Raw genomic sequence first — 26,584 nt, forward strand, 5'->3', positions numbered from 1 at the left:
CTCACTGGCGGGGCCCCCTGGTGGACGTGACTGCCTACTTCACACCGACCGAGGTGGTGTCCCGGTCTGCCAGGGCCGCAGCGGCCACCGCCTCCTGCTCCCCGGTGTCCGGGGATTCGGAATAGGAGGTTCCCATGCCGCCGCCGCCGAACTCGTAGGCGTTCTCGCTGTGCAGGGACCGGTCCAGGCCGGCCACCTCCTCCTCGGCGGTGACGCGCCACCCCATGGTGGCCTTGAGGGCGATCCCGATCACGAAGGTGACCACGCCGGCATAGACGACGGCGAACAGCACTGCCACCACCTGGGCCAGCAGCAGGGAGGCGTCACCGCCGTAGAACAGGCCGGCGCGGCCGTCCTCCATCGGCAGGCCCAGCAGGCCGATCATCACGGTGCCGAGGATGCCCGCCACGAGGTGCAGTCCGACGACGTCCAGGGAGTCATCGAAGCCGAGCTTGTACTTCAGGCCGACGGCCAGGGCGCAGGCGGCACCGGCGAGGAAGCCGATGATGAGGGCACCCACGGGATCGACGAAGGCACAGGCCGGGGTGATGGCCACCAGTCCGGCCACGATGCCCGAGGCACTGCCGATCGAGGTGGCACGCTTGCCGCGGATCCGTTCGGTCAGCAACCAGCCGAGCATGGCGGCGGCCGGGGCAGCGAGGGTGTTGACCCAGATGAGGCCCGCCTCGGTGGCATCGCCGGCGGCGCCGCCGTTGAAGCCGAACCAGCCGAACCACAGGAGGGCGGCGCCGAGCATCACGAAGGGGATGTTGTGGGGGCGGTGCCCCGGGTCCGTGCCGAAGCCCTGACGCTTACCGAGCAGCAGGGCGATGACCAGGGCGGCCACACCGGCGGAGATGTGGACGACCAGTCCACCGGCGAAGTCGACGGCCTCGCCCACGGCGCTGCCGATGGCCCCGTCAGCGGAGAGCAGGCCGCCACCCCAGACCATGAAAGCCAGCGGGCAGTAGACGGCGGTGACCCAGATCGGGACGAAGACCACCCAGGTGCTGAACTTGGCGCGGTCGGCGACGGCCCCCGAGATCAGGGCGACCGTGATGATGGCGAAGGTGGCGCCGAAACCGATACCGATCAGATCTTCGGTGCCGAGGGCGCCGTAGAGCCCGAAGTCGGCGAACGGGTTGCCGAACATCTCGGCGATGCCGTCCCCACCGGTCATGTTGTAACCCCAGAGCACCCAGACCACGGCCACCAGGCCGATGGACACAAAGGACATCATCATCATGTTCAGGGCGGCCTTGGCACGGGTTAGACCGCCATAGAAAAAGGCCAGTCCGGGGGTCATCAGCAGCACCAGGGCGGCACACACCATGGTCCAGACATGCCCCGATGTCAGTTCAATCGTTTCCACTGTTCATCCTCTCGCCGAAGGACCACCCGTGCTTCCCGGGCGGGGATGGCCCGGGAGATCGTGCGGTGTCGCGACGGGTTGCGACCGGTCCCGCTTAAGAGAATGCGCGTGGCGTGTTTCACGGTCCTCGTCAGAATGTTTCCCCGAGATGACAATCGTCCCGCGCCGGTAAACAGCATGTTTCGCCGCAGACAGCACCATGGCCCGGGCGGTGACGCCCGGGCCATGGTGCTGCCGTCCTCGTTCAACCCGATTCCCGGCCTCCGGGTCCTCAGAGTCCGGGCCGTGCGGCTCAGTCGAGCAAGGCCTGCACGAAGCCCTCGGCGTTGAACGGAGCGAGGTCGTCCGGACCCTCGCCCAGTCCGACGAGCTTGACCGGGACGCCGAGCTCACGCTGGATGGCCACCACGATGCCGCCCTTGGCGGTGCCGTCCAGCTTGGTCAGGGCGATGCCCGTGATGTTGACGACCTCGGCGAAGACCTTGGCCTGGGCCAGGCCGTTCTGTCCGGTGGTGGCGTCCAGGACGAGCAGCACCTCGTCCACGGTGGCCTGCTTCTCGATGACGCGCTTGATCTTGCCCAGCTCGTCCATGAGGTTGGCCTTGTTCTGCAGGCGCCCGGCCGTGTCCACGATGACCACGTCGGCTTCCGTCTCGATGCCCGTCCGCACGGCTTCGAAGGCGACGGAGGCCGGGTCGGCACCATCTTCATGGGAACGGACCGTGTCCACGCCCACGCGGGCCCCCCACGTGGCCAGCTGCTCGGCGGCGGCCGCACGGAAGGTGTCAGCGGCCCCGAAGACGACCGTGCGGTCCTCGGCCACGAGCACCCGGCCGATCTTGCCGACGGTGGTGGTCTTGCCGACGCCGTTGACGCCGACGACCATCATGACGGCCGGGCGACCGTCCTTGCGGGAGGCATCCAGGCGGCGGTCCATGGTCGGATCGACCATCTTGACCAGTTCCTCGTGGAGCATGGCTTTGACCTGCTGGGGGTCGCGGGACCCCTCCACCGTGACGCGTTCGCGCAGGTTGTCCACGAGTTCCATGGTGGGCTCGGTTCCGAGATCGGCCAGCAGGAGGGTCTCCTCCACCTCGTCCCAGACGTCATCGGTGATGTTGTCCGTGGACAGCAGCGCCAACAGGCCCTTGCCGAAGATGCTGTTGGACTTGGCCAGGCGTGCACGCAGCCGCGCCAGTCGGCCGGCCACCGGCGCCGGTGTCTCCAGCTCGGGGGCGGTCGGCGCCTCGGGTTCCACCGCGTCCCTGGCTGGCACGGGGGCGGTGACGGGCGCCTCGGGTTCGGCGACCGCGGTCCCCGCGGGGCCGGCGTCGTCCGTCTCCGGACGATCGAGGACCGCCGTGCTCCCTTGGCCGGAGGCGTCCTCCGGCGCCGGGTCATTGGCGTCCCGGGTGCTCGGGTAGCCACCCCGGGGCGGTGCGGGCCTGCGGTCGACGAAGGCCAGCAGGACCAGGCCGACGAGCAGGACAGAGGCAAGCGAAATCAAGATGATCGGATCCACCGGACCAGTCTGTCACAGCTCTCCGGGTGACTCGCGATGGTACGCCGCGCCCGTCCGTGGCCCATCAGTGGCCCTTCAGTGGTCCGTCATGGTCCGGACGGGCCGGCGGACTGCAGGTGGCAAGATGGAAGGCATGGCGCGCACGAGGAACACCGGGCAGGAGCGGGAGCATCTTCCCATCCCCCCGGAGATCAAGGTCCTCATCGTCGCCGCCTTCGTCATCGCGATCGGCTTCGGCATCATCGCCCCGGTCCTGCCCCAATACGCCCAGTCGTTCAACGCCTCGGCCACGGCCGTCTCCGCCGTGGTCTCCGCGTTCGGACTCACCCGGCTGCTGTTCGCACCCTTCTCCGGGCGTGTGACGAGCCGGTTCGGCGAGACTCCGGCCTACATGAGCGGTGTGCTGATCGTCGCTCTGTCCATGTTCCTCATCGCGTTCTCGCAGGACTATTGGCAGCTGTTGACCTTCCGTGCGCTCGGCGGCATCGGCTCCACCCTGTTCACGGTGTCCGCGATGGCGTTCCTGGCCCGGAAGTCGCCCCCGAGCATCCGCGGCCGGGTCTCCGGGGCCTACGCCTCGGCCTTCCTGATCGGCAACATCGCCGGTCCGGTGGTCGGCTCGGTGCTGGCGGTCTTCGGATACCGGGTGCCCTTCCTGATCTACGGCACGGCCCTGGTCGTCGCCGCCGGACTGGTGTTCTTCCTGCTGCGCGACTCCCGGCTCGCCGACCGCGGCAAGCCGGACACCCGGCCGGACATGAAGCTGGCCGAGGCGTGGGAGCGTCCCGCCTTCCGCGCCGCGCTGACCTCGTTCTTCGCCAACGGCTGGGCGACCTTCGGGGTGCGCAACTCCCTCACGCCGCTGCTGGCCGCCACCGCCTTCACGGGCACCGGATTCTGGCTCGACGGACCGCAGATCGCCGGTGCCGCCCTGTCCCTCTTCGCCGTCGGCAACATCGCCGCGGTCACGTTCTCCTCGCGGCTGTCCGACGTGCACGGCCGCAAGCCCCTGATCATCATCGGCCTCCTGGTGGCCGCGGCAGGCACCGCCGTGATCGGCTGGATGGACAATCCGTGGCTGTTCCTGGCCCTGTGCGTGGTGGCCGGAGCCGGCACGGGAACGCTCAATGCGCCACAACAGGCCGCAGTGGCGGACATCGTGGGCCAGGAGCGCAAGGCCGGTCCCGTGATGTCCACCGCCCAGATGGCCTCCGACCTCGGGGCGATCTCCGGTCCTCTGATCGCCGGTCTGGTGGTGGACGCGGCCGGTTTCGGCTGGGCCTTCCTGCTCACCGGCGGCATCCTCGCCGTGGGTGCCATCTCATGGACCTTCGCCCCGGAGACCAACCTCCCGGTGGCGCCCGGTGGCCCCCGGACGGGTGCCCTGCCGAAGGTCAGTCCCCCGGAGCGGCCCGCAGCGCCTCCAGACGCTGGCTGATGACGGTGCTGACGCCGTCACCGCGCATGGAGACGCCGTAGAGCGCGTCCGCGATCTCCATGGTGCGCTTCTGGTGGGTGATGATGATCAGCTGGCTGTCCTGCTGCAGCTCGCGGAAGATCTCCAGCAGCCGCCCGAGGTTGGTGTCGTCCAGCGCGGCCTCGACCTCGTCCATCACGTAGAACGGGCTGGGGCGGGCCTTGAAGATCGCCACGAGCATGGCGACGGCGGCCAGTGAGCGCTCACCGCCGGAGAGCAGGGAGAGCCGCTTGACCTTCTTGCCCGCCGGCCGGGCCTCCACCTCGATGCCGGACTCGAGCAGGTGGTCCGGATCCGTCAGGAACAGCCGCCCCTCACCACCCGGGAACAGGGTGGCGAAGACGTGCTGGAACTGGGCGGCGGTGTCCTCGAACGCAGCGGAGAACACCCGCAGCACCGTGTCATCCACATCCTGGATGATCTTCAGCAGGTCCCGACGGCTGGAGTCCAGGTCCTCGAGCTGACCGGACAGGAAGCGGTGCCGTTCCTCCACGGCGGCATACTCCTCCAGCGCCAGCGGGTTGACCCGGCCCAGCGCGGACAGTTCCCTCTCGGCCCGGCGCAGCCGCTTCTGCTGTTCCGCACGGTCGTACGGCACCGTCCCGGGCTCGGTCACGGCATCCGGCTCGTCGACGGCATCGGATTCGCCGTCCGTCCCGCCCAGCCCCTTCACGGGAGGCGCCAGCGGGACCGGCAGGTGCGGCCCGAAGTGCTCGAGCAGGTAGTCCCCGGTCATGCCGAGGTCATCGAGGGACTTGTCCCGCAGTTGGTCCAGCTTGAGTTGCTGTTCCTGGCGGGCCATCCGGGCCGCGTGCAGCCGGTCCTTGGCCTGGGCCACCGCCGAGCGGTGGTGGTCGGCGGTGCGCTGGAGCTGCTGGCGCCGTGCCGCCAGTTCCTCGCCTCGGCGGTCCAGTTCCGTGCGATCGCGATCGGCGCGGGCCACGGCGTCCTGCACCCCTTCCAGTGCCTTTGCCAAGGCCTGCGAGACCGCTGAGATCCGGGTCAGCCAGGCCTGCCGCTTCTGCTCGGCCCGCTCCCGCTCCTGGTGGGCCAGCGTGGCCGCCGAGACCTGACGGCGTGCCTGATCGGCCCGCGCGTCGAGTTGGGACCGGCTGGTCTCGGCGGCCCGCAGGGCCAACCTGGCCTCGGTCTCCTGGTGCCGGGCGAGGCCGGCCTGCTCCTCCGCCGTGTCCCGAGCCTCCGGGTCCGGAACGGCCGCCGTGTCTTCGGTCGACGCGTCCGCGGTCGATTCTTCCGCACTGGTCGGCTCCGCGGTGGCGGCGGTCTCGGCCTGCCGAGCCTCGTCCTCGGCCCGCCTGACGCCGGCCGTCGCCTCCGTGAGGCGCTCCCGCAGCGCCGTGAGCTCGGCACGCTGGCGTTCCGCGCCGTCGTCGGCATGGGCCAGCTGCTGGTTGAGCCGGGCCAGTTCCTCGGTGACCGCCGTGAAGCGGGCATCGGAGGCATCGAGGGCCTCCAGGGCGGCGGTCTCGGCTGCGATGGCCTCCCCGACCTCCTGGGCCAGTCCGGAACGCTGGAACCGGAGCCGCTCGACCTCATGGGTGGCCTGCTCCGCCACACCGGCCGCCTGGTCCGCCGCGGCCTGGCGCTCCAGCCGACTGCCGGTGCCGGCACCGCGGCCGTCCGCCCATCCCGGACCCACCACGTGCCCGTCACGGGTGGCCAGGCGGACCGGCACCCCCCGGTGGAGCGCCGGAAGCAAACCGCCGTCCAGGAGCGCGGTGGCCATGGCCAGGTCCTCCACGAGCACCGTCCCGGCCAGCAGGGACCGCACGGTGTCCGCGATCGAGTGTTCCGCCCCCGACGGTTCCGCGGTGCCGCCGGTGGCCCCAGGGTCTCCTGCGGGAAGCCGGACCACGGATGCCGCGTCCGTCACCCCCTCGGGGAGGTCCTCCTCCGGTGCGGCGAGTCCGAGACCAGCTGCCCCAGGGCCGCTGGTGGCGGACGAGCTGCTCCGCGGGTCCGCCGAGGGCGGCGGCGATGGCGGCCTCCCAGCCGCCCTCCACGGCCAGGACCTCGGCGAGGGCGGTGGGGGCCAGGTCCCCGAGAGCCGTGACCGCGGCGTCGGCCTCCGGCTGGAGGGCCTCGGCCAGGGCATCCCGTCGGGCCAGCGAGGCGCCGTGGGCGGATTCAGCCGCGGCGAGCGCCTCGTCGAGCCGGGCCAGGCGTTCGCGCAGCCGATCGGCCGTCTCGGCGGCGGCCTCGTAGGTCGCGTCCAGTTCCTCCTCGGAATCGAGTGAGCCGGCCAGACGGTTCTGGTGGTCCGCCAGTTCGGCGCGCAGGGACTCCGCGGCCTGCTCACTGTCCGCCATCCGGGCGGTGGCCTTCTCCCACTGCACCCGGAGAGACTGCTCGGTCGCCCTGGCGGCCTCGATGCGACCGGCGGCGACGGCGGCCGCCTGGCGCCGGTCCGCGGCCTGTTGCAGGAGTCGCGTGTAGGTGTCCGATGCCGTCCGCGCCGCGGCTTCGGCACGCTGACGCTCTGTGGAGGCGCGCTCCAGCTCGGCCTGGGCCGTCACCACCGCGGCCGCGGCCTCGGCCGCCTCGGTCCCGGCCCGATCGGCGAGGTTTCGAGCCGTGTCCGGGTCCGGGCCCGAGGGCGCCGGGACCGGCTGACGGCGAGAGCGTTCCCGCTCGGCGGCCACGGCACTCAGGGAACGGTACCGTTCGGCCAGGGTCGAGAGCCGGTACCAGTGGTCGCGGGCGGCCGCGGAGGCCTGACCGGCCGTGGCGACGTCCGTGGCCAGCTCGGCTGCGGCCTCCTCGGCCCGGGTGACCTCGGCCTCGGCGGCGGCCACGGCCTCCTCGAGCTCCTGGTCCCCGGCACCCAGCTGCTCCAGGGCCGCCTGCTGCCGGAACAGGTCGTCCGCGAGCAGTCGGGACCGGGCGTCACGGACGTCGAACTGGATCCGCTGCGCCTTGCGGGCGGTCTTGGCCTGCTTGGACAACGGCCCGAGCTGACGGCGCACCTCCTCGGAGAGGTCCCGGACACGGTCCAGGTTCGTGCGCATCGACTCGAGTTTGCGGACGCTGCGCTCCTTGCGCCGGCGGTGCTTCAGCACCCCCGAGGCCTCTTCGATGAAGCCGCGGCGCTCCTCCGGACTGGCCTGCAGGATCCGGTCCAGCTGGCCCTGGCCCACGATCACGTGCATCTCTCGGCCAAGACCGGAGTCGGAGAGCAGCTCCTGGATGTCGAGGAGTCGGCAGGAGCTGCCGTTGATGGCGTACTCGGATCCCCCGCTGCGGAACAGCGTGCGGGAGATGGTGACCTCCGAGTACTCGATCGGCAGGGCGCCGTCAGCGTTGTCGATGGTCAGGGACACCTGGGCGCGGCCCAGCGGGGCCCGCCCGGAGGTGCCGGCGAAGATGACGTCCTCCATCTTCCCGCCGCGCAGGTTCTTCGCCCCCTGTTCCCCCATCACCCAGGAGAGGGCGTCCACCACGTTGGACTTGCCCGAGCCGTTGGGGCCCACCACGGCAGTGACACCGGGTTCGAAGTGGAAGGTGGTGGCCGAGGCGAAGGATTTGAAGCCGCGGACCGTCAACGTCTTCAGGTACATGGGCGTGGGGTCTCGTGATGGTGGGTCAGTCGGCGAAGTCCGGCAGGCGTTCCCCGCGGCCGAGCAGGGCCCGCACGGCGGCCACGGTTCGAGCCGCGGCGCGGCCATCGCCGTAGGGGTTCACCGCATTGGCCATCACGGCGTAGGCCTCGGCATCGTCCAGCAGCGTGGAGACCTCGGTGACCACGCGCTCCTCGTCGGTGCCGATCAGCTTCACGGTTCCGGCGCTCACCGCCTCGGGGCGCTCGGTGTTCTCACGCATGACCAGGACGGGCTTGCCGAGGCCCGGGGCCTCCTCCTGCACGCCCCCGGAATCCGTCAGGACCACCTGGGACACGGACAGCAGGTGCGTGAACTCCCCGTAGGCGAGCGGCTCGGTCACGATGACGTTGGTCCGGCCCTCGATCTCCGGGAGGATGGCTTCCCGGACCACCGGGTTGCGGTGCGCCGGTAGCACGAAGTCCACGTCCGGGTACTGCTCCGACAACCGGGCCAGGGCTCGGCCGACGCCGCGCATGGCCTCACCCTGGTTCTCACGCCGGTGCGTGGTCACCAGCACGAGCCGGCGTCCGCTGTCCGCCAGCTCCTGCAATTGCGGATCGGAGAACGGGACCGCCTTCTCCACGACCTCGTACAGCGCGTCGATCACCGTGTTGCCGGTGACCACGATGTCCTCGGGGTTGACCGCCTCGCGCAGCAGGTTGTCCCGGCTCGTCGTGGTCGGCGCGAGGTGGAGGCTGGCCACCTGGGTGGTCATCTTGCGGTTCGCCTCCTCGGGGAAGGGCGAGAAGAGGTCGAAGCTGCGCAGCCCGGCCTCCACGTGCACCACGGGGATGCCCCGGTAGAACGCGGCGATCGCGCCGGCGGTCGAGGTGGTCGTGTCACCCTGGACCACCACCGCGTCCGGCTGCACCTGCTCGAAGAGGGCGTCCAGGCCTTCGATGGTCCGCGTCATCACACCGTTGAGCGTCTGGCGGGGACGGATGATGTTGAGGTCGTGATCCGGGACGATGTCGAAGAGCTCGTTGACCTGATCCAGCATCTCCCGGTGCTGGCCGGTGACGGTCACCTCGCACTCGATGTCATCCGACTCCTGCAGAGCCTTGATGATGGGGGCCATCTTGATGGCCTCCGGGCGGGTGCCGTAGATCGGCATGATCCTCAACTGTCCTTGGTTCACGGTGTGTACGCACTCCTCATTCCGGTGCGGGTGGCAGCCCGCCGTTTGTTGCCTCCCAGCCTACGGGGCAGACTATGGATTCCGACCCGCCGTGACCCGGGCGGCGCGGTGCGGGTCCCAGGAAAGGCGTGGTCCGCGTTGTTATACTGTCCGTCGGCGTCAGCCATGTTGCCGCGCCGGCAGGATGGCGTGAGCCGCACTTGAACGGAAGGACCTAGGTGAACACCACCGAAGACACCGGGGACTCCGGAACCCGCACGATCGCCCTTGATCGGAACGGTCTGATCCGCGTCGGCGCCAGGCCCAGCCTGTGGCGGTACCTGCGGCAGATCTGGGAATTCCGGAGCTTCGTCCTCTTCGACTCCAAGTCACGGATCGCCGGGGGCAACAGCACCAACTCGCTGGGCCAGATCTGGCTGGTGCTGAACCCGATCCTCAACGGGGCCACGTACTTCTTCGTCTTCGGCCTGCTCCTCGGGACCGGCCGGGGCATCGAGAACTTCATCGCCTACCTAATCATCGGCGTGTTCATGTTCCGCTTCACCTCCTCGGCCATCACCAGCGGGTCCAAGGCGATCATCAGCAACCGCTCCGTCGTGCGCGCCTTCTCCTTCCCCCGGGCGACCCTGGCCTTGGCGGTGAACGTCCGGGAACTCATGGTGCAGGTTCCCGCGTTCATCACCATGTTCGTGTTGATCCTCGCCTTCCCCCCACTCGAGATCGTGTCCTGGAAGTGGCTGCTCTTCATCCCGCTGGTGGCCGTGCAGTTCCTGTTCAACCTCGGTCTGAGCCTGATCCTGGCCCGCCTGGTCACCCGCTTCAACGACGTGACCAACCTCATCACCTTCGGCACCAGGATCTGGCTGTACCTGTCCGCCGTCTTCTTCAGCATCGACCGTTTCGCGGACCACCCCACGGTCCTCTTCATCATGCACTTGAACCCGATGTACTGCATCCTGGAGATCGCCCGCGACAGTCTGCTGTATGACGCCTGGCCGGATCCGAACCGGTGGCTCGTCCTCGGCGCATGGACGCTGGTTCTCCTGGTCGTGGGCACGGTGTTGTTCTGGCAGGCCGAGGAAAGCTACGGACAGGAGAAGTGATGACTGCAGCAGAGGTCGCCCCCCACGCGGTCGCGTCACCCTCGGCCCAGGCGGCCGTGGTGATCGATTCTGCCGCCATGACCTATGTGGTGCGGTCGATCCGTCCGGCCCCACGGCACGAAACCCTCCGGGCCCGGCTCAGCCGCGCCGGGTCCGGCGTCGAGATCTCCCACCTCGAGGCCCTCAAGCCCCTGTCCTTGGTGGTTGAGCACGGCGAGAGCGTGGGCGTGATCGGCACCAACGGGTCGGGCAAGTCCACCCTGATGAAACTGGTCACCGGCCAACTCGCCCCCACCACTGGATCCGTCTACGCCACGGACACGCCCATCATGCTGGGGGTCAACGCCGCCCTCGTCCCGCAGATCTCCGGCGAGGACAACATCATCCTGGGCTGCCTGGCCATGGGCATGACGCGTTCTCAGGCGGAGGAGAAGTTCGATTCCATCGTGGAGTTGTCCGGCCTGAAGGACTCGCTCCATCTGCCGCTCAAGGCCTATTCCTCCGGCATGGCCTCCCGCCTGCAATTCGCCATCGCCACCAGCGTGGACCCGGAGATCCTGGTGATCGACGAGGCCCTGAACACCGGTGACGCCCAATTCCGCGAGCGCACCCGCCAGCGCATCAATGTGCTGCGTGAGCAGGCCGGTTGTGTCTTCCTCGTCAGCCACTCCCTCGGCACCATCCGTGACATGTGCACCCGAGCCATCTGGATCGAACGCGGCGAGCTGCTGATGGACGGGACGCCGGAGGAGGTCACGGGACGCTACCAGGAGTACGCCGGCCATATGGGCAAGAAGCACGACAAGAAGGCCGCGGACCTCCGGGAGAAGTGCCGCAGCGAACTCGTCCGCACCACCATCGTCTGGAATGACGAACGCTCCCCCTCCTCGGCCACCCGGTGACCGGTTGCCCATGAGCCGTCTGGTCCGCGCCGTGGCCACCCGCACCCGGCGGGCCGCACGCGCCGTGGCGTCGCACTCGGCCGACGCCGTCCTGGCCGCCAGGCGGGCCCGCTGGGACCGGGCCGGACGCCTCGGCGTCCCCGACGACGTCTGGCCGGCCACGCAGGACTCCCCCGGACCGACAGCACCCCTGGGCAACCGCCTGATGCCCCTGCCGCCCGCCTGGGGACTGTCCCGCTGGCTGGGGACAGACACCGGAAACAGGAACGACGGCGGCGACCGCTCCTCCGGTCTGCTGGCCGTCTACCTCACCCCGACGGGCCCGACTCCCGGCAACGATGGTTGCTTTGCCTCGGGCGACGCCGTCGCGCTCCTCGCCGGGCGTGCCGCCCGTCGTGTCTCCCATCGTGCCGCCGCAGACGCCGCAGACCCAGCAGAGGCCGGCCGCGGGCCGCACACCGTCGTGGTGGTGGCCGACGGCACCGCTGGTGACGTGGCGCAGGCCCTCCGGGAGGCCGGGGCGCACCGTGGCTGCCTCATCCTCGACGATCCCGGCAGCGAGCGCCGCGCGGCCCTGCTCAGCCTGTGCGCCGCCGTCGCCGTCCCGGCCGGCACGGATCCCCTGCGGTCACCCTGGGCACGGGAGGCCGGTGCCGCCGGGGTGGCCCTTCTCACGCATACGGCCCCCGCACCGCTGCCGTGCGATCTTGGTCTGCCGTCCGAACGACGAGTGGCCGGCCGCGTGGCACGCCATGCCCTCGTCAACGCCGATCCGACGGTGCTGGAGCCGGTGCCCGGTCCGCTGCCGGAACGTCCCCGTTCCTCGGGGTTCGTGGTCGGAACCGAGCGACGCCGCGTGGTGCTCGCGGGGCATGACCTCAAATTCGCGCAGGGACTCATCGAGCACCTCCGCGGTGAGGGGCATGAGGTCCGACTGGACCAGTGGGCCGGGCATGAACGCCACGATCCGCGGCGGAGCCGGGATCTGGCCGGCTGGGCCGATGCCGTGCTGTGTGAATGGGCCCTGGGCAATGCGGTCTGGTACGCGCGTCACGTCCCGGACCGCACCCGGCTGACCGTCCGTCTGCACCTTCAGGAGGCCGCCACCGGCTTCCCCGCTCGCGTCCGAGCCGACCGGTTCGATGCTGCGGTCTTCGTGTCCGAGCATCTACGCCGCCAGGTGGTCCGCGACTTCACGTGGCCGGCGGCGCGCAGCCTGGTGGTGCCCAACGCTGTCACCATCCCCGAGACAACAGACCACGCCGCAGGACCGGAGTGCCGGTTCCGGCTCGGTCTGGTGGGGATCGTCCCGTCCCGCAAGGGCCTCCATACGGCTCTCGACGTCCTGCACCGGCTGCGCTCCATCGACGGCCGCTACACGCTCAGCATCAAGGGCCGCAGGCCGTCTGAGTATCCGTGGATGGCCGATCGCCCCGCTGAGCGCGACTATTTCAGGGACCAGTTCGCTCGGATCGAGGACGATCCCCTCTTGGGCGCGGCGGTGGACTTCGAGCCGTTCGGCCCGGACATGGACGCCTGGTTCAGCCGGATCGGGGTCGCCCTGTCCACGAGCGACTTCGAGTCCTTCCACTTCACGCTCCCGGACGGAGCCGCCCACGGCGTGCTTCCGCGCTCCCTGTCCTGGCCCGGTGCCGACCTGCTCTATCCCCTCGGCTGGCTGGCCCCGGACGCCGCCACCCTCGCGGAGTCCATCCGCGAAGCCACCCACGACTCCACCCGGTGGCAGGCAGAGGCGACGCAGGCACGTCAACTGGTCATCCAACGATTCGCCGCGGACCGCGTCCTGCCGGAGCTCGCCGACGTGGTCCTCGGCCGGCCCCGCCCGGAGGACCGCCCATGAACACGGCCGCGTCACGATCCGATCAGCCCCACCTGGCCATGCTGGTGGCCAATCCCGTGGTGGGCGATTCCCGGGTGGAGAAGAGCGCCCTCAGCGCCGTGCGGGCGGGATACCGCGTGACGATCGTGGGGATCGGGAATGCCAGCACGCCGCGCGTCGATCACTACGAGCACATTCCGATCTATCGGATCCCCCCTGACTTCACCCGACACAAGGCCTGGACGAGGGAGAACCGGCGGCGGAAGAGCACCAGGGCACCGGAAGTCTCCGGCACGAGCCCGGTGCACAGGGCGAAACGAGCATGGCAGCGCCTGAACCGCTCCTGGGGCGAGCGGTTCGACACCGCGCGGGAGTCCTTCCGGGTCGGCCGGCCCGGGGGCTGGCGAACGGTCTGGCCGCAGACCCTGGACTACGAGGAGGCCTTCCTCGAAATCCTCCATCGGCTGAGACCAGACATCGTCCATGCCCATGACCGGCACCCCATGGCCGGGGCCGCCGCCTACTCCGCCCTGCAACGGGCCGCGGGAACCCCGGTCCCCTGGGTCTACGACGCCCACGAGTGGGTACCGGGCACCATCATCGGCGGACCGCCGAAGGCCAAGACAGCCTGGGTCGCCCTGGAAGCCGAACTGATCCGCACTGCGGATGCCGTCATCACCGTCACAGACCACGTGGCGGGCGAGCTGCACTCGCGGCACCGGCTCGAGTCTCGCCCACGGACGGTCATCAATGCCCCGCGTGGTGCCAGGTACGCCTTGCCCCCGGATCAGCGCCGCCCCCTGCGCGAGGAGTGCGGCGTGGGCCCGGAGACGCCCTTGCTCGTGTACGTGGGCATGCTGGCCGAGCACCGCGGGGTCTTCACCATCGTCGACGCGCTGACCGAGATGCCGGGCGTCCACGTGGCGTTCGTCGGCTCGCAGAACGACGCCGTCCGCCAGCAGCTGCATGACCGCGCGGTGACGAGTGGGGTGCGGGACCGGCTGCACCTTCTGGACTATGTTCCGTCCCACTCCGTGACCTGGTACATCGAATCTGCGACCTGCGGTGTCAGTGCCCTGATGCCCTACCCGGCCCATGAGCTCGCGATGCCCACGAAGCTGCGGGAGTATGCCCAGGCCGGACTGCCGGTGGTCGCCAGCGATCTGGACACGCAGTCCGCCTTCGTCGCGGAACACGGGGTGGGCACGCTCTTCACCGCCGGAGACGCCTCGTCCCTGGCGGCCGCCTTCCACCGCCTCCTGGACGATCAGGAGTCGTATCGGCGCGCCGTCCGGGACCCGGACTTCCTCGCTTCGCAGACCTGGGAGGGCAACGAGACGGCCCTGGCGGCCACCTGGCACTCCTTGTGCCCGGTGCCGCTGCCACCGCCCGAACCCCGCTCGGCGGCCCCGGCCGGCGCCGACGCATCACCGACGCAGGCCGAGCGGCACCCCACGCTCGTCGTCGTCGGTGGTTCGGCGTCCGACCCCTGGACGGAGGCATGGTCCCGGCATGCCGGCGATGCCCGCAGTCAGGCCGGCTCGGGCCCCGACGCGGGCGGGGACGGTCCGTCGATGTCCGCGGCCCTGGACTCCTGGCTGGAGATCGACCAGTACGCCGATGCCGTGCTGTACCACGGACTGACCTGCGCACATGGCGACGTCGACGGCGGCTCCCTGTCCGAGGTGCTGTCCCTGCAACGCCGCCGGAAGCAGGTGGGGGTCCTGACGGAGGCACCCCTGGTGGATGCTGAACTACTGCGGGAACGTCCCGGGCACGCCCTCAGCGATTGGGACCCCGAGGTCTTCAACCGATACCGCCGGCGGGCCCTGAAACAGGCCCGCCCCTTCCTGACGATGCTGGAGCACGGCATCCCCCTCTTCACCTCCAGCCAGCGCCATGCGCACCTGCTGGACGGGGTGCATTGGGTGCCCACCCCCCTGCCCTTCCCACTCCCCCCTTTCGAGGAACCGTCCCCCACCCCGGAGCCGGTGAGCATCCTGATCGTGCCGACCATCCGGTCACAGGCCGAGAACCAACAGCTCGATCGGCTGGTGGCGGAGGCCACGCGAGAGGGCTTCACGGTCCGACGTCCCCGGTACTCCCGGTACGAACCCTCCCAGGCCGGTCACGCGGAGATCGTCGTCGAGGCACTCACCCTCGGGGAGTGGGGCCACAGTGCCGCGCATGCCTGGTCGGCATCCCGGCTCGTCGTCGGGCATCTCGAGGAGTCGCTGAGAACGAGCCCGGTCGCCCCTCTCGTGACGGCTGCGGCTCCACCTCTGCTCGAATCGTCCGTGCCTGAGATCGTGGACACCGTCCTGGGCCTGGCCCAGGCCCTGAACGGTGCGGAAGCGGCGGCGACCCGTCAGCAGGGGCGGGATTTCGCCGAGTCGATCTACGGTGGAAAGATGGCCGTTGCGGGTCTGCGCGGCGTATGGGGCCTCTGAGAAGAACGGCTCCACGTGCCCGCCGCTGAACCGGTGCTGCTTCCGCCGATCACACCACCCACTCGCCTTCGTATCTATAGAGGAGTCCACGCGTGACCGACAGCGCCCCGAGAGAGTTCGCCCTCCGACCCCACATGGTCATGCTGGTGGGAAACCATATGGTCGGTGATTCCCGGGTGGAGAAGAGCGCCGTCAGCGCCGTCAAGGCGGGGTATCGGGTGACGATCGTCGGCACGAGGCACCGAAGCACGTTCCACATCGGTGAGTATGTGGGGATCCCCCTCTACCGGATTCCTGCGGACTTCGCCCGCCACGTGACCTCGGGTCAGTGGAAAGAACTCAAGCCGCGACGGTGGCCGGAGGACGCTGACCCGCTGGCCTGCTGGGGCCGGGTCCAGGATGCGCCGGCGTGGAGCGTCCGCTCCACCGTGGACCGGGTGGACCGTGCCACACACGCCGTGAGGACCCGGCTCGGGAAGCACCTTGATCACCGTGCCACGCGGGTGGCTCAGGCCGTCGGCCAGGTGCGGGACCGTTCCCTGGCGGCCCTGCCCCGCGGTTGGCGACGCGTCTGGCCGCATATCGCGGACTACGAGGATGCCTTCCTGGACGTCCTCCGGCGGCTGGACCCGGACCTCATCCACGTCCACGACCGCCACCCATTGCCGGGTGCCGCCGCCTACGCCGCCTGGAAGCGGTCGCTGGGGCAGGAGGTGCCGTGGGTGTACGACGCCCATGAATGGCTACCGGGCCAGGAGTTGCCGGGACCGACCGCCGCCCGGACCGGATGGCTCGCCGCCGAGGCCGAACTGATCCACCACGCCGATGCAGTGCTCACGGTCTCCGACGAGCTCGCCACCCGCATGCAGCAGCGGCACCACCTCAAGGAGCGGCCCGGGACGGTCATCAACGCTCCGGCCCTGACCCGGACGCCCATGGACCCGGCAGTCCGCCGGCCCATCCGTGAGGAGTGCGGGCTGGGTCCTGAGACTCCCCTGTTCGTCTACGTCGGCAAGATGAGCGAGCGTCGCGGCGTCCTCACGATGGTGGAGTCGCTCCCCCTGTTGCCAGACACCCACATCGCCTTCATCGGGTCCCGCGACGTGGCGATCCGGCAACGCATCATGGAACGGGCCGAGCAGCTCGGTGTCGCAGATCGAGTGCATCTCAAGGACTATGTCCCCTCCTCCTCGGTCACCTGGTACATCGAATCGGCCACGGGCGGCATCAGCCCGCTCCTGTCCACCCCGGCTCACCAGTTGGCCATCGCCACCAAGATCAGCGAGTACGTCCAAGCCGGACTTCCGGTCATCGTCAGCGACATGAAGGCTCAGGCCGCCTTCGTCCGGGACCATGGCATCGGCACCGTCTTCGCCGCCGGCGACCCCGCCGATCTTGCTGCGGCCACCCATCAGCTCCTCGAGGGACTGGAGGGTTTCCACCGGGCCGTGCACCAGGGAGAGGTCCGGACGTTGCAGACGTGGGACCACGCCGAACGGGAGCTGATCCGCACGTGGACTCGGCTCTGTGCGCCCGCGACGCCGGCCACGGAGGCCGGCGGTCCGGTGAACGGTGCGCTCGTGTCGGGGGCCTCGGTGGACAGCACATCGGCGGATGGCGCACCGGGCCCAGCCCTCGATCTGATCGGTGCCGGCGACCAGGAACTGCTGGCTCACGTGTGGACGCGCCACGCCGGTTCCGCGATGGCGCACCCCGGGCTGGAACCCAGCGAGACGGCGGGCGACGCAGACCTTCCCGAGGTGCTCGCCACGTGGTCTGACATCAATCGTCATGCCGACGTCGTCCTCTACGCAGGTCACGTCTCCGCCGGCGGTGGAGACGATGGGCCCGTCTCGTCGGAGATGCGCTCCCTGATGGCGCGCGGCAAGAAGGTCGGGATCTGGACGGGTTCGGCCCCCCTCGTCGATCCGCGCCTGCTCCTCAGAGCCCATCCGGACCACCCCCTGGCCCAGTGGACCACGGAGCAGCTCACCCGGTACCGCCGTCAGGTGCACCGTGGATCCCGCCCCCTCCTCGAGCTGCAGGACCTCGGCGTCCCGATCTTCACCACTGACGCCACGGCGGCCGACCTGCTGACCGATGTGCACTGGGTTCCGTCCCCCGTGGCCGGGCCCCGAGCGTTCGCGGACGAACCGGCCTCCCCTCAGACGGAGGACCGCCCTCCGCAGGTCCTCATCATCCCGGCGCTGCGTTCCTCGCAGGAGCTGGCGTCGCTGGACACCCTGGAAGCGACGGCGACGGCGGCCGGCTACCGTGTGGCGCGTCCCCGTGCCAAGAAGTTCCACCCCTCTGATGCCGTCTTCTCCGACATCGTCGTGGACACGCTGACCACGGGTGGGTACAGCGAGGCATCAGCGTGGGCCTGGTCCGCCGCCCGCCTGGTCGTCGGCCGGGCCGGCACCCCGATCCGTGGCGTCGAACTGCCCGAGAATCCGCTGGTGGCCGCAGACCCGAGCACCGTGGTCGAGACGGTGATGGCCTTGGCCCACCCACACTCCAGCGATCAGCGAGGTGAGGCGGGAACCGCAGGCCGCGCCTTCGCGGAATCGGTCCATGACGGCCGGCTCACGGTGCGACGGATCCTGACAGTGCTGGACGGCCAGCGGTAAAACCCGAGCGCCCCTCCGGACCAGTCCCTCGGAACTGACGCCGAAAGGGGCTGGTCCTGTCAGGACTGATCGGCTCCGCCCTGGCGGGCGAGGCCTTCGCGCACCGCGCGGACACGGCCGTCCCACGTCTCACGTGTGCGTGTGTGGTCAAGCCCCGGGGCACCGTCCGCGGAGAGGCGCTCAATGCTCTCTCGGATCGACTCCGGGGTGCGCTCACAACCGAGGCCGACACGGTGCTCGCGCACGAAGTCCGCGATTCCCATGTCCTGATAGCACAGGACCGGGAACCCACGCTCGATCATGCTCACGGTCTTGTAGGGGAAACTGAACCGGGCGTAGTCGCTGTCCAGCAGAACGATGCCGAGGCAGACCTCCGTGCGCGGCCGGTACAGGTCGAGCGGGACAGTCAGGATCCGCACCCGCTCCTGGTCCAGCAATCCATGGCGGCTCAGGCAGGTGCGCAGATAGTCGGCTTCCTCGTCCCGGACCACGAAATCGAGAAGATATCCCGTGCCACCGTCGCTGACGGCCGCGAGGTAGTCGTCCATCCCGTAGACACTGTTCATGCCACCGGCATAGAGCAGGGTCGTCCCCCCGTCCACGGGGTGGACACCACCGGCATCGACCACGTTGGCCTCGGCGACTGCGGGTGGCAGGGGCGTCCACTGCCGTTCTGCCTCGCCATGGGCGGTCAGGAGGCGGTTGAACCCGTCCCCGGAGGCCTCGCTCGGTGCCAGCAGCATCTCGGCGCGGTCACCGATCTGGCGTAGTTCCTGCAGGCCCCGGGCCGTCAGCTCGGTGCGCATCGCCTCATCATCCAGATACCCGTCCACCTCGTCGAGCCAGTGCAGGTCGCGAACGAACCAGGCGCACCGGCCCCCCGCCTGACGGATCTCGTCCATGAGTCGCTCGAGGTCGTCCACGGCCTCTTCAGACGCGATCGGGGACGTCGAGTTCTCTCCATAGAACACCCCGAGCGGACGGCCTTCGGCGATGAGACGGCGCACGGCTGCTGCCCTGCGGCGGAAGCCCCCGCCGCTGGAGTAGAGGCGGATCGCCGCATCGGGACGGTCGAAGGCCTCGGCCATGTTCCGGATGCGCTGGGGCCGGGCCCCGTTGGTCCGGTCCTGCAACGGAGCCACGGAGTAGAAGACGTCCAGCGGGCCCGTTCCCCGGAGTGCCCGCAGCTCCTCGAAATCGCGGGAGACGGGCCGGTCCATGATCCGGTCCAGCGCCGAGACCACATCCTCGTCATGCCTGACGGCCCGGGGAGATGCCGTGCGCTCGACGGGAGAGTCCGGGGTTCCGCCCGCCACCATCCGCTGCAGCTCGGCCGAGATCCGCAGCCCTCGGGCCACCGTCGGGAGCCCGAGGTCACGGGCGAGGTTGCCGTTGCCGATGGTCTCCTCCACGATCACCCGGTCCCACTGGCCGGCCAGGCTCCCCAGCACAGCAGAGTGGTGGCGGGACGTCCCCACGAACACGGTATGGGAGAACCCCTCCAGCCGGGTTCTCAGGGTGGGGGCCAGCAGACGGCCACGGGAGAGATCCCGCCCCCGGTAGAGGGATTCTGCCTCGACCGGGACCACCTCAGCACCATCCAGGGCTGCCGAGAGGTTCTCCCGGTACGTCTCCACCCGGCCGGCGTCCATGGCGTGCGGATGGATCAACGCCACGCGCGTCTCGGCGTCGGCCGACAGCACCGGCTGGCCGTCCCCGAGCAGCAGCGGCGTCAAGAGGTGCGCGACGGTGGAGCCCTTGGCCCCTGCCTTGTCCATCTCCCACTCGTCGTCCAGCAGCAGCCGGTCAGCGGCGGTGTTGAGCGCCGCGAAATCCTCGGTCAGGGCCGTGCGGGCACTGGAGAAGTCCAGGCTTCCGCGCATCAGCCACGGGATGAAGGGAACCACCACGTTCTCGGCCGCGAACGCCGCCGCCTCCAGCCCGAGGGCGATGACCCGGTCCACGCCCTTCGCGTCCAGGAATCGGGTCATGTAGGACGTCGCCAGGGCGCCGCGGCGCAGACGGTATCCCTTCATCCACAGCGGCACCCTGTCGCCGCCACGGAACCACTGGCCGTTGACGTCGAAGACGTGGACCTCGTGCCCCGCGTTCCGCAGGGACGAGAACACCTGGGCCTCGGCGGGCCCCGGGCTTCGAGTCAGCAGCAATACCGTGCTCATCGGTGGCGGTTTCCCTTCGTCGGTTTACTCAGGCCCATCAGCTCCAGCTCCCGGCGAACGGTGGCGTCCGCCCCACACTGTCGCTGGGCCCGCTCGGAGGCGGCGCTGGACATGCGCGTGAAGAGCGCGGGGTGGGACAGGACGTGGTTCAGTCCCCGCACGAGGGCGTCCACGTCTTCGTCGCCGCCCAGGATGGCGCAGTCCTCGTCCACGAACTCGGGGATGGCAGTCACGGCGTTCGTCACCGGGATCAGGCCGGAAGACATGGCCTCGTCCCGGGACACGCCCTGCGAATCCAGCCGGGACGGCACCAGGAAGATGCCGTGGTCCCGGTGGAGAGCGGCCACGTCCTCTTGCGACACGAAACGGCGCTGGATCTTCACGTTCGGGTGGTGCCCGAGGGCGTCCTCGAACTCATGGAAGTACTTCCCGTCGCCGATGATCGTCGCCTCGATCCGGGACCAGTGGTGGCCCTTGGCCAGTCGTTGCAGAACCTGGACGGCGATGTCGTTGCCGTACTTCCGGCTGCCGGCGTTGCGTACCCACAGCAGCTTGAACCGCTGGTCCTCGTCCTTCGGGACGTAGCTGAACAGTTCCGTGTCGATGAAGTTGTGAACGATCCTGGACCGGGCGGCCGGGAAGACCAGTCCCATGTCATCCGTGACAGCTCGCCGCCACCACTCGGACACGAAGATGAAGGACGCAGGACCATGGGGATGGCGCACCACGTCCCGCCAGAAGCGCTGCAGGGCCAGGGTCCGGTCGATCCCCCGTTCCAGGTCGGTGCCCTTGCCGAAGTTGAACACGCGGCGGATCCAGCGGTCGCACTCGTATCCGTGCAGGAACACGTGGAGGTCGAGATCGGGAAGGAACGGCACCAGATAACGCCACATCAGGGCATTCAGGAAATGCACGCTGACGCTGCGATACTCCTGCCGGGACAGCACGGCCGCGATCTCCGGTCCGTGTCCTACCAATACCCGCACGCCGTCAAAGGTGTAGACGCGACGCTCCTGGGATGGTGCGGTCAGCACCACGTCCACGTCGATACCGGAGTCGATGTAGTGCAGGAGGCGGCGGTGGACGAAACCGTTCCCATACTCCCGCCCGATATCCGGGTAGTCATTGGCGATCACCAGGTGCCTCGGCGCTCCAGCGCGCAGGACCTGTCCGGACAGGTATTCGTCCGCCAGTTCCTCGGGCGCGGGCCCCTGAGTCTCCTCCGAATCAGGCCCGTTGCTCAGGCTCCCGGAATACTGGACCTCGACCTCCCGCAGGGTGTCCAGCTCGTCCAGTGCCGCCGTCAGCTTCCGCCGCAGCACCGAGTTCTCAAGGGCCAGCATCGGCAGGACCTCATGCTCACCGTAGGTGGAGCCGACGAACTCGGGCGGAACGGACAGCAACTGGTTGACATTCTCCTCGCCCGCGCGCGCCTGGCCGGGCAGGACGGCCCGCCGCACTCGGGCGGACACCTCATCCGGCAGCAGGTCCAGCGACCTCCGTGCCGAGGTCTTCAGCGAGGGCGGCAGGGACGACCCGACCCGTCGGATCTGCTGCTGGGCAACACGCTTGAAGTTCATGAGCCCTCCGGGGCCGTCACGTTCCCGGGCCGCGGATCCGCATCTGCGGAGAGCATGGTCTCCGCCACCCGGAGGATCTCCAGCCCCTCCTCCAGGGAGACGTGCCGGTTGTCCTTGCCCAGGATCGCGTCGCGGAACGCCTCATGCTCGGTCCGCAGCGGCTCCTTCTTGGGAAAGGCGTACCTGATGACATCCCCCTCGGTGACCCCGCGGAAGTTCGCGACGGGCTGCCATTCGGTGGGAACACTGCCGTTCTCGTAGAACGTGAGGTCTGCCGTCAGGGTGCTGGCCACCAGAACACCCTTCTCACCGGTGACCACGGTCGTCCGCTCCTTCACCGGGGACAGCCAGTTGACGATGTGGTTGGTGATGATGCCGTTGTCCAGCTGGCCGATGGCCACCACCATGTCCTCGTGCTCCCGGCCGGCGTTCCGGGCGGTGTGCGCGGAGACGGAGGCGAAGCGGGACCGGGCCAGCCAGGCCGTCAGATCGATGTCATGCGTCGCCAGGTCCTTGACCACTCCCACGTCCGCGATCCGGGCGGGGAACGGCCCCTCACGCCGGGTGGAGATCTGCAGGATGCGGCCCAGCTGGCCGTCGTCGATCCTGCGGCGCAGTTCCTGGAGGGCGGGATTGAAACGTTCGATGTGGCCCACGGCCCCGACCAGTCCGCGGGAGGAGAAGGCCGCCACGAGCCGCTCGCCGGCAGCCAGCGAGGAGGCGATCGGCTTCTCGACCATGATGTGGATGCCGGCCTCGGCCACCGCCAGTCCGACCTCCTCATGCAGACCGGTGGGCACGGCGCACACGATGGCGTCCACGCCGCAGTCGATCAGTTCGTCCACGGAGGAGTACACCGGCAGTCCGTCGGCCACACCGTGCGTGTCCCCGATCGCGTCGGCCAATGCCACCAGCTCGGTGCCCTCGATCTCCCGCATGACCCGGGCGTGGTGGCGGCCCATCATACCCAGTCCGATCAGTCCGGTGCGGATGGTCATGCGCGCGCCTCCCCGACCACGGTGTTCACGGCTTCGACGATGCGCTCCAGGTCCCTGCGTGTCAGTGAGGGGTGGACCGGGAGCGAGAAGACGGTCGCCGCGGCGATCTTCGTGTGGGGCAGGTCGGCCGGCTGCTGGAACGACGGCAGCTCGTTGGTGGGGATCGGGTAGTAGACCCCGGTACCGATGCCGAACTCGTTCTTGAGCCGGTCCAGGATCGCGCCCCGGGCCCCGGCGAGGTCCTCGGCCAGCCGCACGGTGTACTGGTGGTACACGTGTACCGCTCCCTCGCGGACCACCGGGGTGGTCACCCCGCGCAGGCCGGCGTCGAGGAACGCCGCGTTCTCCTGGCGCTGGCGCGTCCACGCGCCGACCTTCGTCAGCTGGACACGGCCGATGGCGGCGTGGAGGTCGGTCATGCGGTTGTTGAAGCCCACGACCTCGTTCTCGTACTGCCGTTCCATGCCCTGGTTGCGCAACAGGCGGACGCCGCGGCCCATGGCCTCGCTGTCCACGGACACCATGCCGCCCTCGCCACTGGTCATGTTCTTGGTGGGGTACAGGCTGAACATGCCGAAGGTCCCGAAGGTGCCCACCGGCCGCCCGTTCCAGGCCGCCCCGTGGGCCTGTGCCGCGTCTTCGAAGACCATCAGTCCGTGGGCCTCGGCGATCCGTCCCAGCTCGTCCATGGGTGCCGGGTGGCCGTAGAGGTGCACCGGCATGATGGCCTTCGTGCGGTCCGTGACCAACGCCTCGACGCTCGCCGGCTCCAGGCAGTAGGTGTCCAGGTCGATGTCCGCGAACACCGGGGTGGCCCCGGTCAGGCTCACGGCGTTGCCGGTGGCGGCGAAGGTGAAGGCCGGGACGATCACCTCGTCACCGGGACCAATGCCCGCGGCCAGCAGGCCGAGGTGGAGTCCCGAGGTGCCGGAGTTCACGGCGACGCAGGGGCGGCCGGCCACCAGGACGTCGGCGAACTCGGTCTCGAAGGCGGCCACCTCCGGTCCCTGGGCCACCATGCCGGACTGGAGGACGCGGTCGACGGCGGCGCGTTCCTCGTCACCGATGATCGGCTTGGCCGGGGGGATGAAATCGGGTGTTGCCTGGGTCATGCTCTCGGTTCCTCTCCGTCCAGGACGACGATTGCGTCGCCCTCCTCGCGATACGTCTCGCCCGTGTCCGGGCACACCAGGACGGAGGGTTCCGTCTCGGACGGCTCCAGCTTCCGACCGGTCTTGCCGACCCATCCGAGCCGGCGGGCCGGAACCCCGGCCACCAGGGCGTGGTCGGGCACATCACGCGTCACCACCGAACCGGCGGCCACGAGTGCCCAGGCCCCGATCGTCAGCGGTGCCACGCACACGGCCCGGGCCCCGATGGCCGCACCACGGCCGATGGACACCCCCACGGCATCCCAGTCGGAGGCCGATTTCTGGGTTCCGTCGGGATTGACGGCCCGGGGATAGGTGTCGTTCGTCAGGACGACGGCCGGACCGATGAACACCCCGTCGTCCAGGTGCGCCGGTTCATAGACGAGCGCATGGTTCTGGATCTTGCAGTTCTCGCCCACCGTCACTCCGGTGCCGATGTACGCGCCCCGGCCGACCACACAGTTCTGGCCCAGCCGGGCCTTCTCGCGGACCTGTGCCAGGTGCCAGATCTTCGTGCCGGCGCCGATGACGGCGTCTGCGGAGACGTCGGCGCCCGGGGCGACGCTGTACGCCACGTCCTCAGGGGTGGTGCTGTCAGTCATCTCAGGCATCGTTCCCGGTCTCGGCGGGCACACCGATGACGCGGCGGGCCACTGACGTCCAGTTGGCCGGATCGGTCATGTTACGGCCGTCCACCAGGGTGGCGATCCCCGGGAGCTGGTCCGCGGAGAGATCCTTGTACTCGGCGTGGTCGGTCTGGATGATCGCCGCATCCACCGGATCGCCCCACTGGTAGGGGGAGAACCCGAGGCGCGTGAGTTCCTCGTCCGTGTACAGCGGATCGTGGACGCTGACCTGCGCACCGGCCTCCTCCAGCGAACGGACGGTGGCGAAGACGCCGGAGAAGGCCGTCTCCTTGACCCCGCCGCGGTAGGCCGCGCCGAGCACGAGGACCTTCTGGCCGCTCAGCGATCCATGGGCACCGGCGAGCATGCCGACGGCGTAGGCCGGCATCCCCGCGTTGACGGCGCGGGCGGTGCGGACGATGTCCGCCGCCGGATCGTTCCAGAGGTACAGCCGCGGGTACACGGGGATGCAGTGTCCGCCCACGGCGATGCCGGGACGGTGGATGTGGCTGTACGGCTGCGAGTTGGAGGCCTCGATGACACGGTAGATGTCGATGCCGTTGTCCCCGGCGTAGCGGGCGAACTCGTTGGCCAGGCCGATGTTGACGTCGCGGTAGGTGGTCTCGGCCAGTTTGGCCATCTCGGCGGCCTCCGCGCTGCCCAGGTCCCACACGCCGTTCGGGCGGTCCAGGTCCTCGCGGACGTCGAAGTCGAGCACCGACTCGTAGAAGACGCGGGCGCGCTCGGCGCCGTGGGATTCCAGGCCGCCGATGAGCTTGGGATACTTGCGCAGGTCCGCGAAGACGCGCCCGGTCAGGACGCGCTCCGGGGAGAAGACCACGTGGAAGTCCTGGCCCGAGATCAGACCGGATCCCTCTTCGAGCATCGGCTGCCACCGGGTCCGCGTGGTGCCCACCGGCAGGGTCGTCTCGTAGGAGACCAGGGTGCCGGGGGTCAGATTGGCCGCCAGATCGCGCGTGGCGGCATCCATCCAGCCGAAGTCCGGCCGCGCCTCCTCGTCCACGAACAGCGGGACCACCAGGACCACGGCGTCCGCGCCCGGGATGGCGTCCGCATAGTCGGTGGTGGCGCGCAGCGTGCCGTTGGCCACCGCTTCCGAGAGCTTCTCCTGCAGGTGGTCCTCGCCGGGGAAGGGCTCCTGGCCGGCGTTGACCAGCTCCACGACCTTCTCGTTGACGTCGACGCCGACGACCTGGTGACCCTTGCTGGCGAATTGGACGGCCAGCGGCAGTCCGATCTTTCCCAACGCCACGACAGCGATCTTGAGCACGGTTCATCCATCCTTTGGTTTGACGGCGGGTTGACGTCGACGCCCACGGTCGCAGAGTGCGCCGGTGGTTCGGCCAGACGCCAGCCTAACACCGGCAAACCCGCCGATCGGGGAGCTCTCCCGCGCCATCCGGACCCATCAAAACCGTGATCTGCGCCACGTCGGCAGGGTCACCGTCCGGAGAGAAGCACCTGTTGCCATGACGCGGTGACGGTTCTCTCATCGAACCCGGCGACCCGCTCACGTGCCGTTCGCTGACGAGCCGCCCGGGCGTCGTCGTCCGCGTCCGTCTCCAGGATCAGCCGCGCCGCGGCGGCCGTGTCCGGCACCACGAATTCGTCGCCGAAGATGTCCCGGGCGCCGGGCCGGTCCCACAGCGCCGGCAACGCACCGGAGGCCATGCCCTCGGCCGGTGCCAGGTGGAAGCTCTCCACGGTGCTCGGCGAGAGCACCCAGCCGATCTTGCGCAGCCAACCGGCCATGTCCGCGCCGAAGGGCTCAAACGCCACGGCATGGCGTACCGGATCGCCGCCCAGCCGGGCGAAGAGGTCCATATAGGCCTCGCGCTGGACCGGCTTGCGCCATTCGTGCGGGTACTCCCACGGCATCCGCCCGCGCAGGTGCAGGGTGTACCGCGGGTCCGTGCGGTGGAGCTCCCGCAGCAGCCGCAGCGGGTGGCGCATGTGGACGAGGTAGGTCTGCAG

General features: G+C 69.6%; 18 protein-coding genes. 6 read left to right on the top strand and 12 right to left on the bottom strand.

What is annotated here, in order from left to right; genetic code table 11:
• Positions 1-34: 34 nt before the first annotated feature.
• Positions 35-1,363 (bottom strand): ammonium transporter, encoded by a 1,329-nt coding sequence (locus RUH65_RS08965; RefSeq protein WP_313817040.1) that lies wholly within the window; start codon positions 1,361-1,363, stop codon positions 35-37.
• A 301-nt stretch (positions 1,364-1,664) separates the two neighbouring features.
• Entirely contained in the window at positions 1,665-2,894 is a 1,230-nt protein-coding gene (ftsY, locus tag RUH65_RS08970; protein ID WP_313817025.1) for a signal recognition particle-docking protein FtsY, read from the bottom strand.
• Positions 2,895-3,027: 133 nt separating this feature from the next.
• Here ftsY and RUH65_RS08975 point away from each other — a divergent pair, with 133 nt between their 5' ends.
• Complete coding sequence (locus tag RUH65_RS08975) at positions 3,028-4,332, top strand: MFS transporter (RefSeq protein WP_313817026.1); 1,305 nt, start codon at positions 3,028-3,030, stop codon at positions 4,330-4,332.
• Here RUH65_RS08975 and RUH65_RS08980 read toward each other — a convergent pair.
• Genes RUH65_RS08980 through wecB form a run of 3 tightly spaced genes read right to left on the bottom strand, consistent with a single transcriptional unit; the run spans position 4,289 to position 9,105 of the window.
• Positions 4,289-6,118 carry an AAA family ATPase gene (locus RUH65_RS08980; RefSeq protein ID WP_313817027.1) on the bottom strand — a complete coding sequence of 610 codons (1,830 nt, stop codon included), beginning with the start codon at positions 6,116-6,118 and terminating at the stop codon, positions 4,289-4,291. The two genes, RUH65_RS08975 and RUH65_RS08980, sit on opposite strands and share 44 nt — an antisense overlap.
• Positions 6,042-7,949, bottom strand: coding sequence for an AAA family ATPase (locus tag RUH65_RS08985; protein WP_313817028.1), 1,908 nt, complete (start codon positions 7,947-7,949; stop codon positions 6,042-6,044). Before RUH65_RS08985 ends, RUH65_RS08980 begins: the two co-directional genes overlap by 77 nt.
• 25 nt (positions 7,950-7,974) lie before the next feature.
• On the bottom strand, positions 7,975-9,105 hold the full coding sequence (wecB, locus tag RUH65_RS08990; RefSeq protein WP_313817041.1) for a non-hydrolyzing UDP-N-acetylglucosamine 2-epimerase: 1,131 nt from the start codon (positions 9,103-9,105) through the stop codon (positions 7,975-7,977).
• A gap of 242 nt (positions 9,106-9,347) precedes the next feature.
• Between wecB and RUH65_RS08995 the strand changes: the two genes are divergently transcribed.
• The 5 genes from RUH65_RS08995 to RUH65_RS09015 all read left to right on the top strand — a co-directional run bounded on the left by RUH65_RS08995 (position 9,348) and on the right by RUH65_RS09015 (position 18,054).
• Positions 9,348-10,232: an ABC transporter permease gene (locus tag RUH65_RS08995; protein WP_313817029.1), complete on the top strand. Its 885-nt coding sequence runs from the start codon at positions 9,348-9,350 to the stop codon at positions 10,230-10,232.
• Positions 10,232-11,134, top strand: coding sequence for an ATP-binding cassette domain-containing protein (locus RUH65_RS09000; RefSeq protein ID WP_313817030.1), 903 nt, complete (start codon positions 10,232-10,234; stop codon positions 11,132-11,134). Before RUH65_RS08995 ends, RUH65_RS09000 begins: the two co-directional genes overlap by 1 nt.
• Positions 11,135-11,144: 10 nt before the next feature.
• The gene (locus RUH65_RS09005; RefSeq protein ID WP_313817031.1) at positions 11,145-12,995 is read left to right on the top strand and encodes a hypothetical protein; all 1,851 of its coding nucleotides are present in this window, start codon (positions 11,145-11,147) and stop codon (positions 12,993-12,995) included.
• On the top strand, positions 12,992-15,424 hold the full coding sequence (locus RUH65_RS09010; protein ID WP_313817032.1) for a glycosyltransferase family 4 protein: 2,433 nt from the start codon (positions 12,992-12,994) through the stop codon (positions 15,422-15,424). Before RUH65_RS09005 ends, RUH65_RS09010 begins: the two co-directional genes overlap by 4 nt.
• A gap of 92 nt (positions 15,425-15,516) precedes the next feature.
• Positions 15,517-18,054, top strand: coding sequence for a glycosyltransferase family 4 protein (locus tag RUH65_RS09015; protein ID WP_313817033.1), 2,538 nt, complete (start codon positions 15,517-15,519; stop codon positions 18,052-18,054).
• A gap of 59 nt (positions 18,055-18,113) precedes the next feature.
• Here RUH65_RS09015 and RUH65_RS09020 read toward each other — a convergent pair whose 3' ends face one another.
• From RUH65_RS09020 to RUH65_RS09050, 7 genes are all read right to left on the bottom strand, one after another.
• Positions 18,114-20,234 carry a hypothetical protein gene (locus RUH65_RS09020; RefSeq protein WP_313817034.1) on the bottom strand — a complete coding sequence of 707 codons (2,121 nt, stop codon included), beginning with the start codon at positions 20,232-20,234 and terminating at the stop codon, positions 18,114-18,116.
• Positions 20,231-21,814, bottom strand: a complete 1,584-nt coding sequence (locus tag RUH65_RS09025; protein WP_313817035.1) for a glycosyltransferase family 4 protein — start codon at positions 21,812-21,814, stop codon at positions 20,231-20,233. Before RUH65_RS09025 ends, RUH65_RS09020 begins: the two co-directional genes overlap by 4 nt.
• The gene (locus tag RUH65_RS09030; protein ID WP_313817036.1) at positions 21,811-22,812 is read right to left on the bottom strand and encodes a Gfo/Idh/MocA family oxidoreductase; all 1,002 of its coding nucleotides are present in this window, start codon (positions 22,810-22,812) and stop codon (positions 21,811-21,813) included. The genes RUH65_RS09025 and RUH65_RS09030 overlap by 4 nt, the downstream gene beginning before the upstream one ends.
• Complete coding sequence (locus RUH65_RS09035; RefSeq protein ID WP_313817037.1) at positions 22,809-23,924, bottom strand: DegT/DnrJ/EryC1/StrS family aminotransferase; 1,116 nt, start codon at positions 23,922-23,924, stop codon at positions 22,809-22,811. The genes RUH65_RS09030 and RUH65_RS09035 overlap by 4 nt, the downstream gene beginning before the upstream one ends.
• Positions 23,921-24,565, bottom strand: coding sequence for an acyltransferase (locus RUH65_RS09040; RefSeq protein ID WP_313817038.1), 645 nt, complete (start codon positions 24,563-24,565; stop codon positions 23,921-23,923). The genes RUH65_RS09035 and RUH65_RS09040 overlap by 4 nt, the downstream gene beginning before the upstream one ends.
• A 1-nt stretch (position 24,566) precedes the next feature.
• Positions 24,567-25,880, bottom strand: coding sequence for a nucleotide sugar dehydrogenase (locus RUH65_RS09045; protein ID WP_313817039.1), 1,314 nt, complete (start codon positions 25,878-25,880; stop codon positions 24,567-24,569).
• Between the two features lie 170 nt (positions 25,881-26,050).
• Positions 26,051-26,584, bottom strand: a 534-nt coding sequence (locus RUH65_RS09050) for a glycosyltransferase (protein WP_396179915.1), incomplete at its 5' end; no start/stop codon positions are given.

Origin of the sequence: Citricoccus sp. (assembly GCF_032154715.1) — a bacterium.
GTDB lineage: Bacteria > Actinomycetota > Actinomycetes > Actinomycetales > Micrococcaceae > Citricoccus.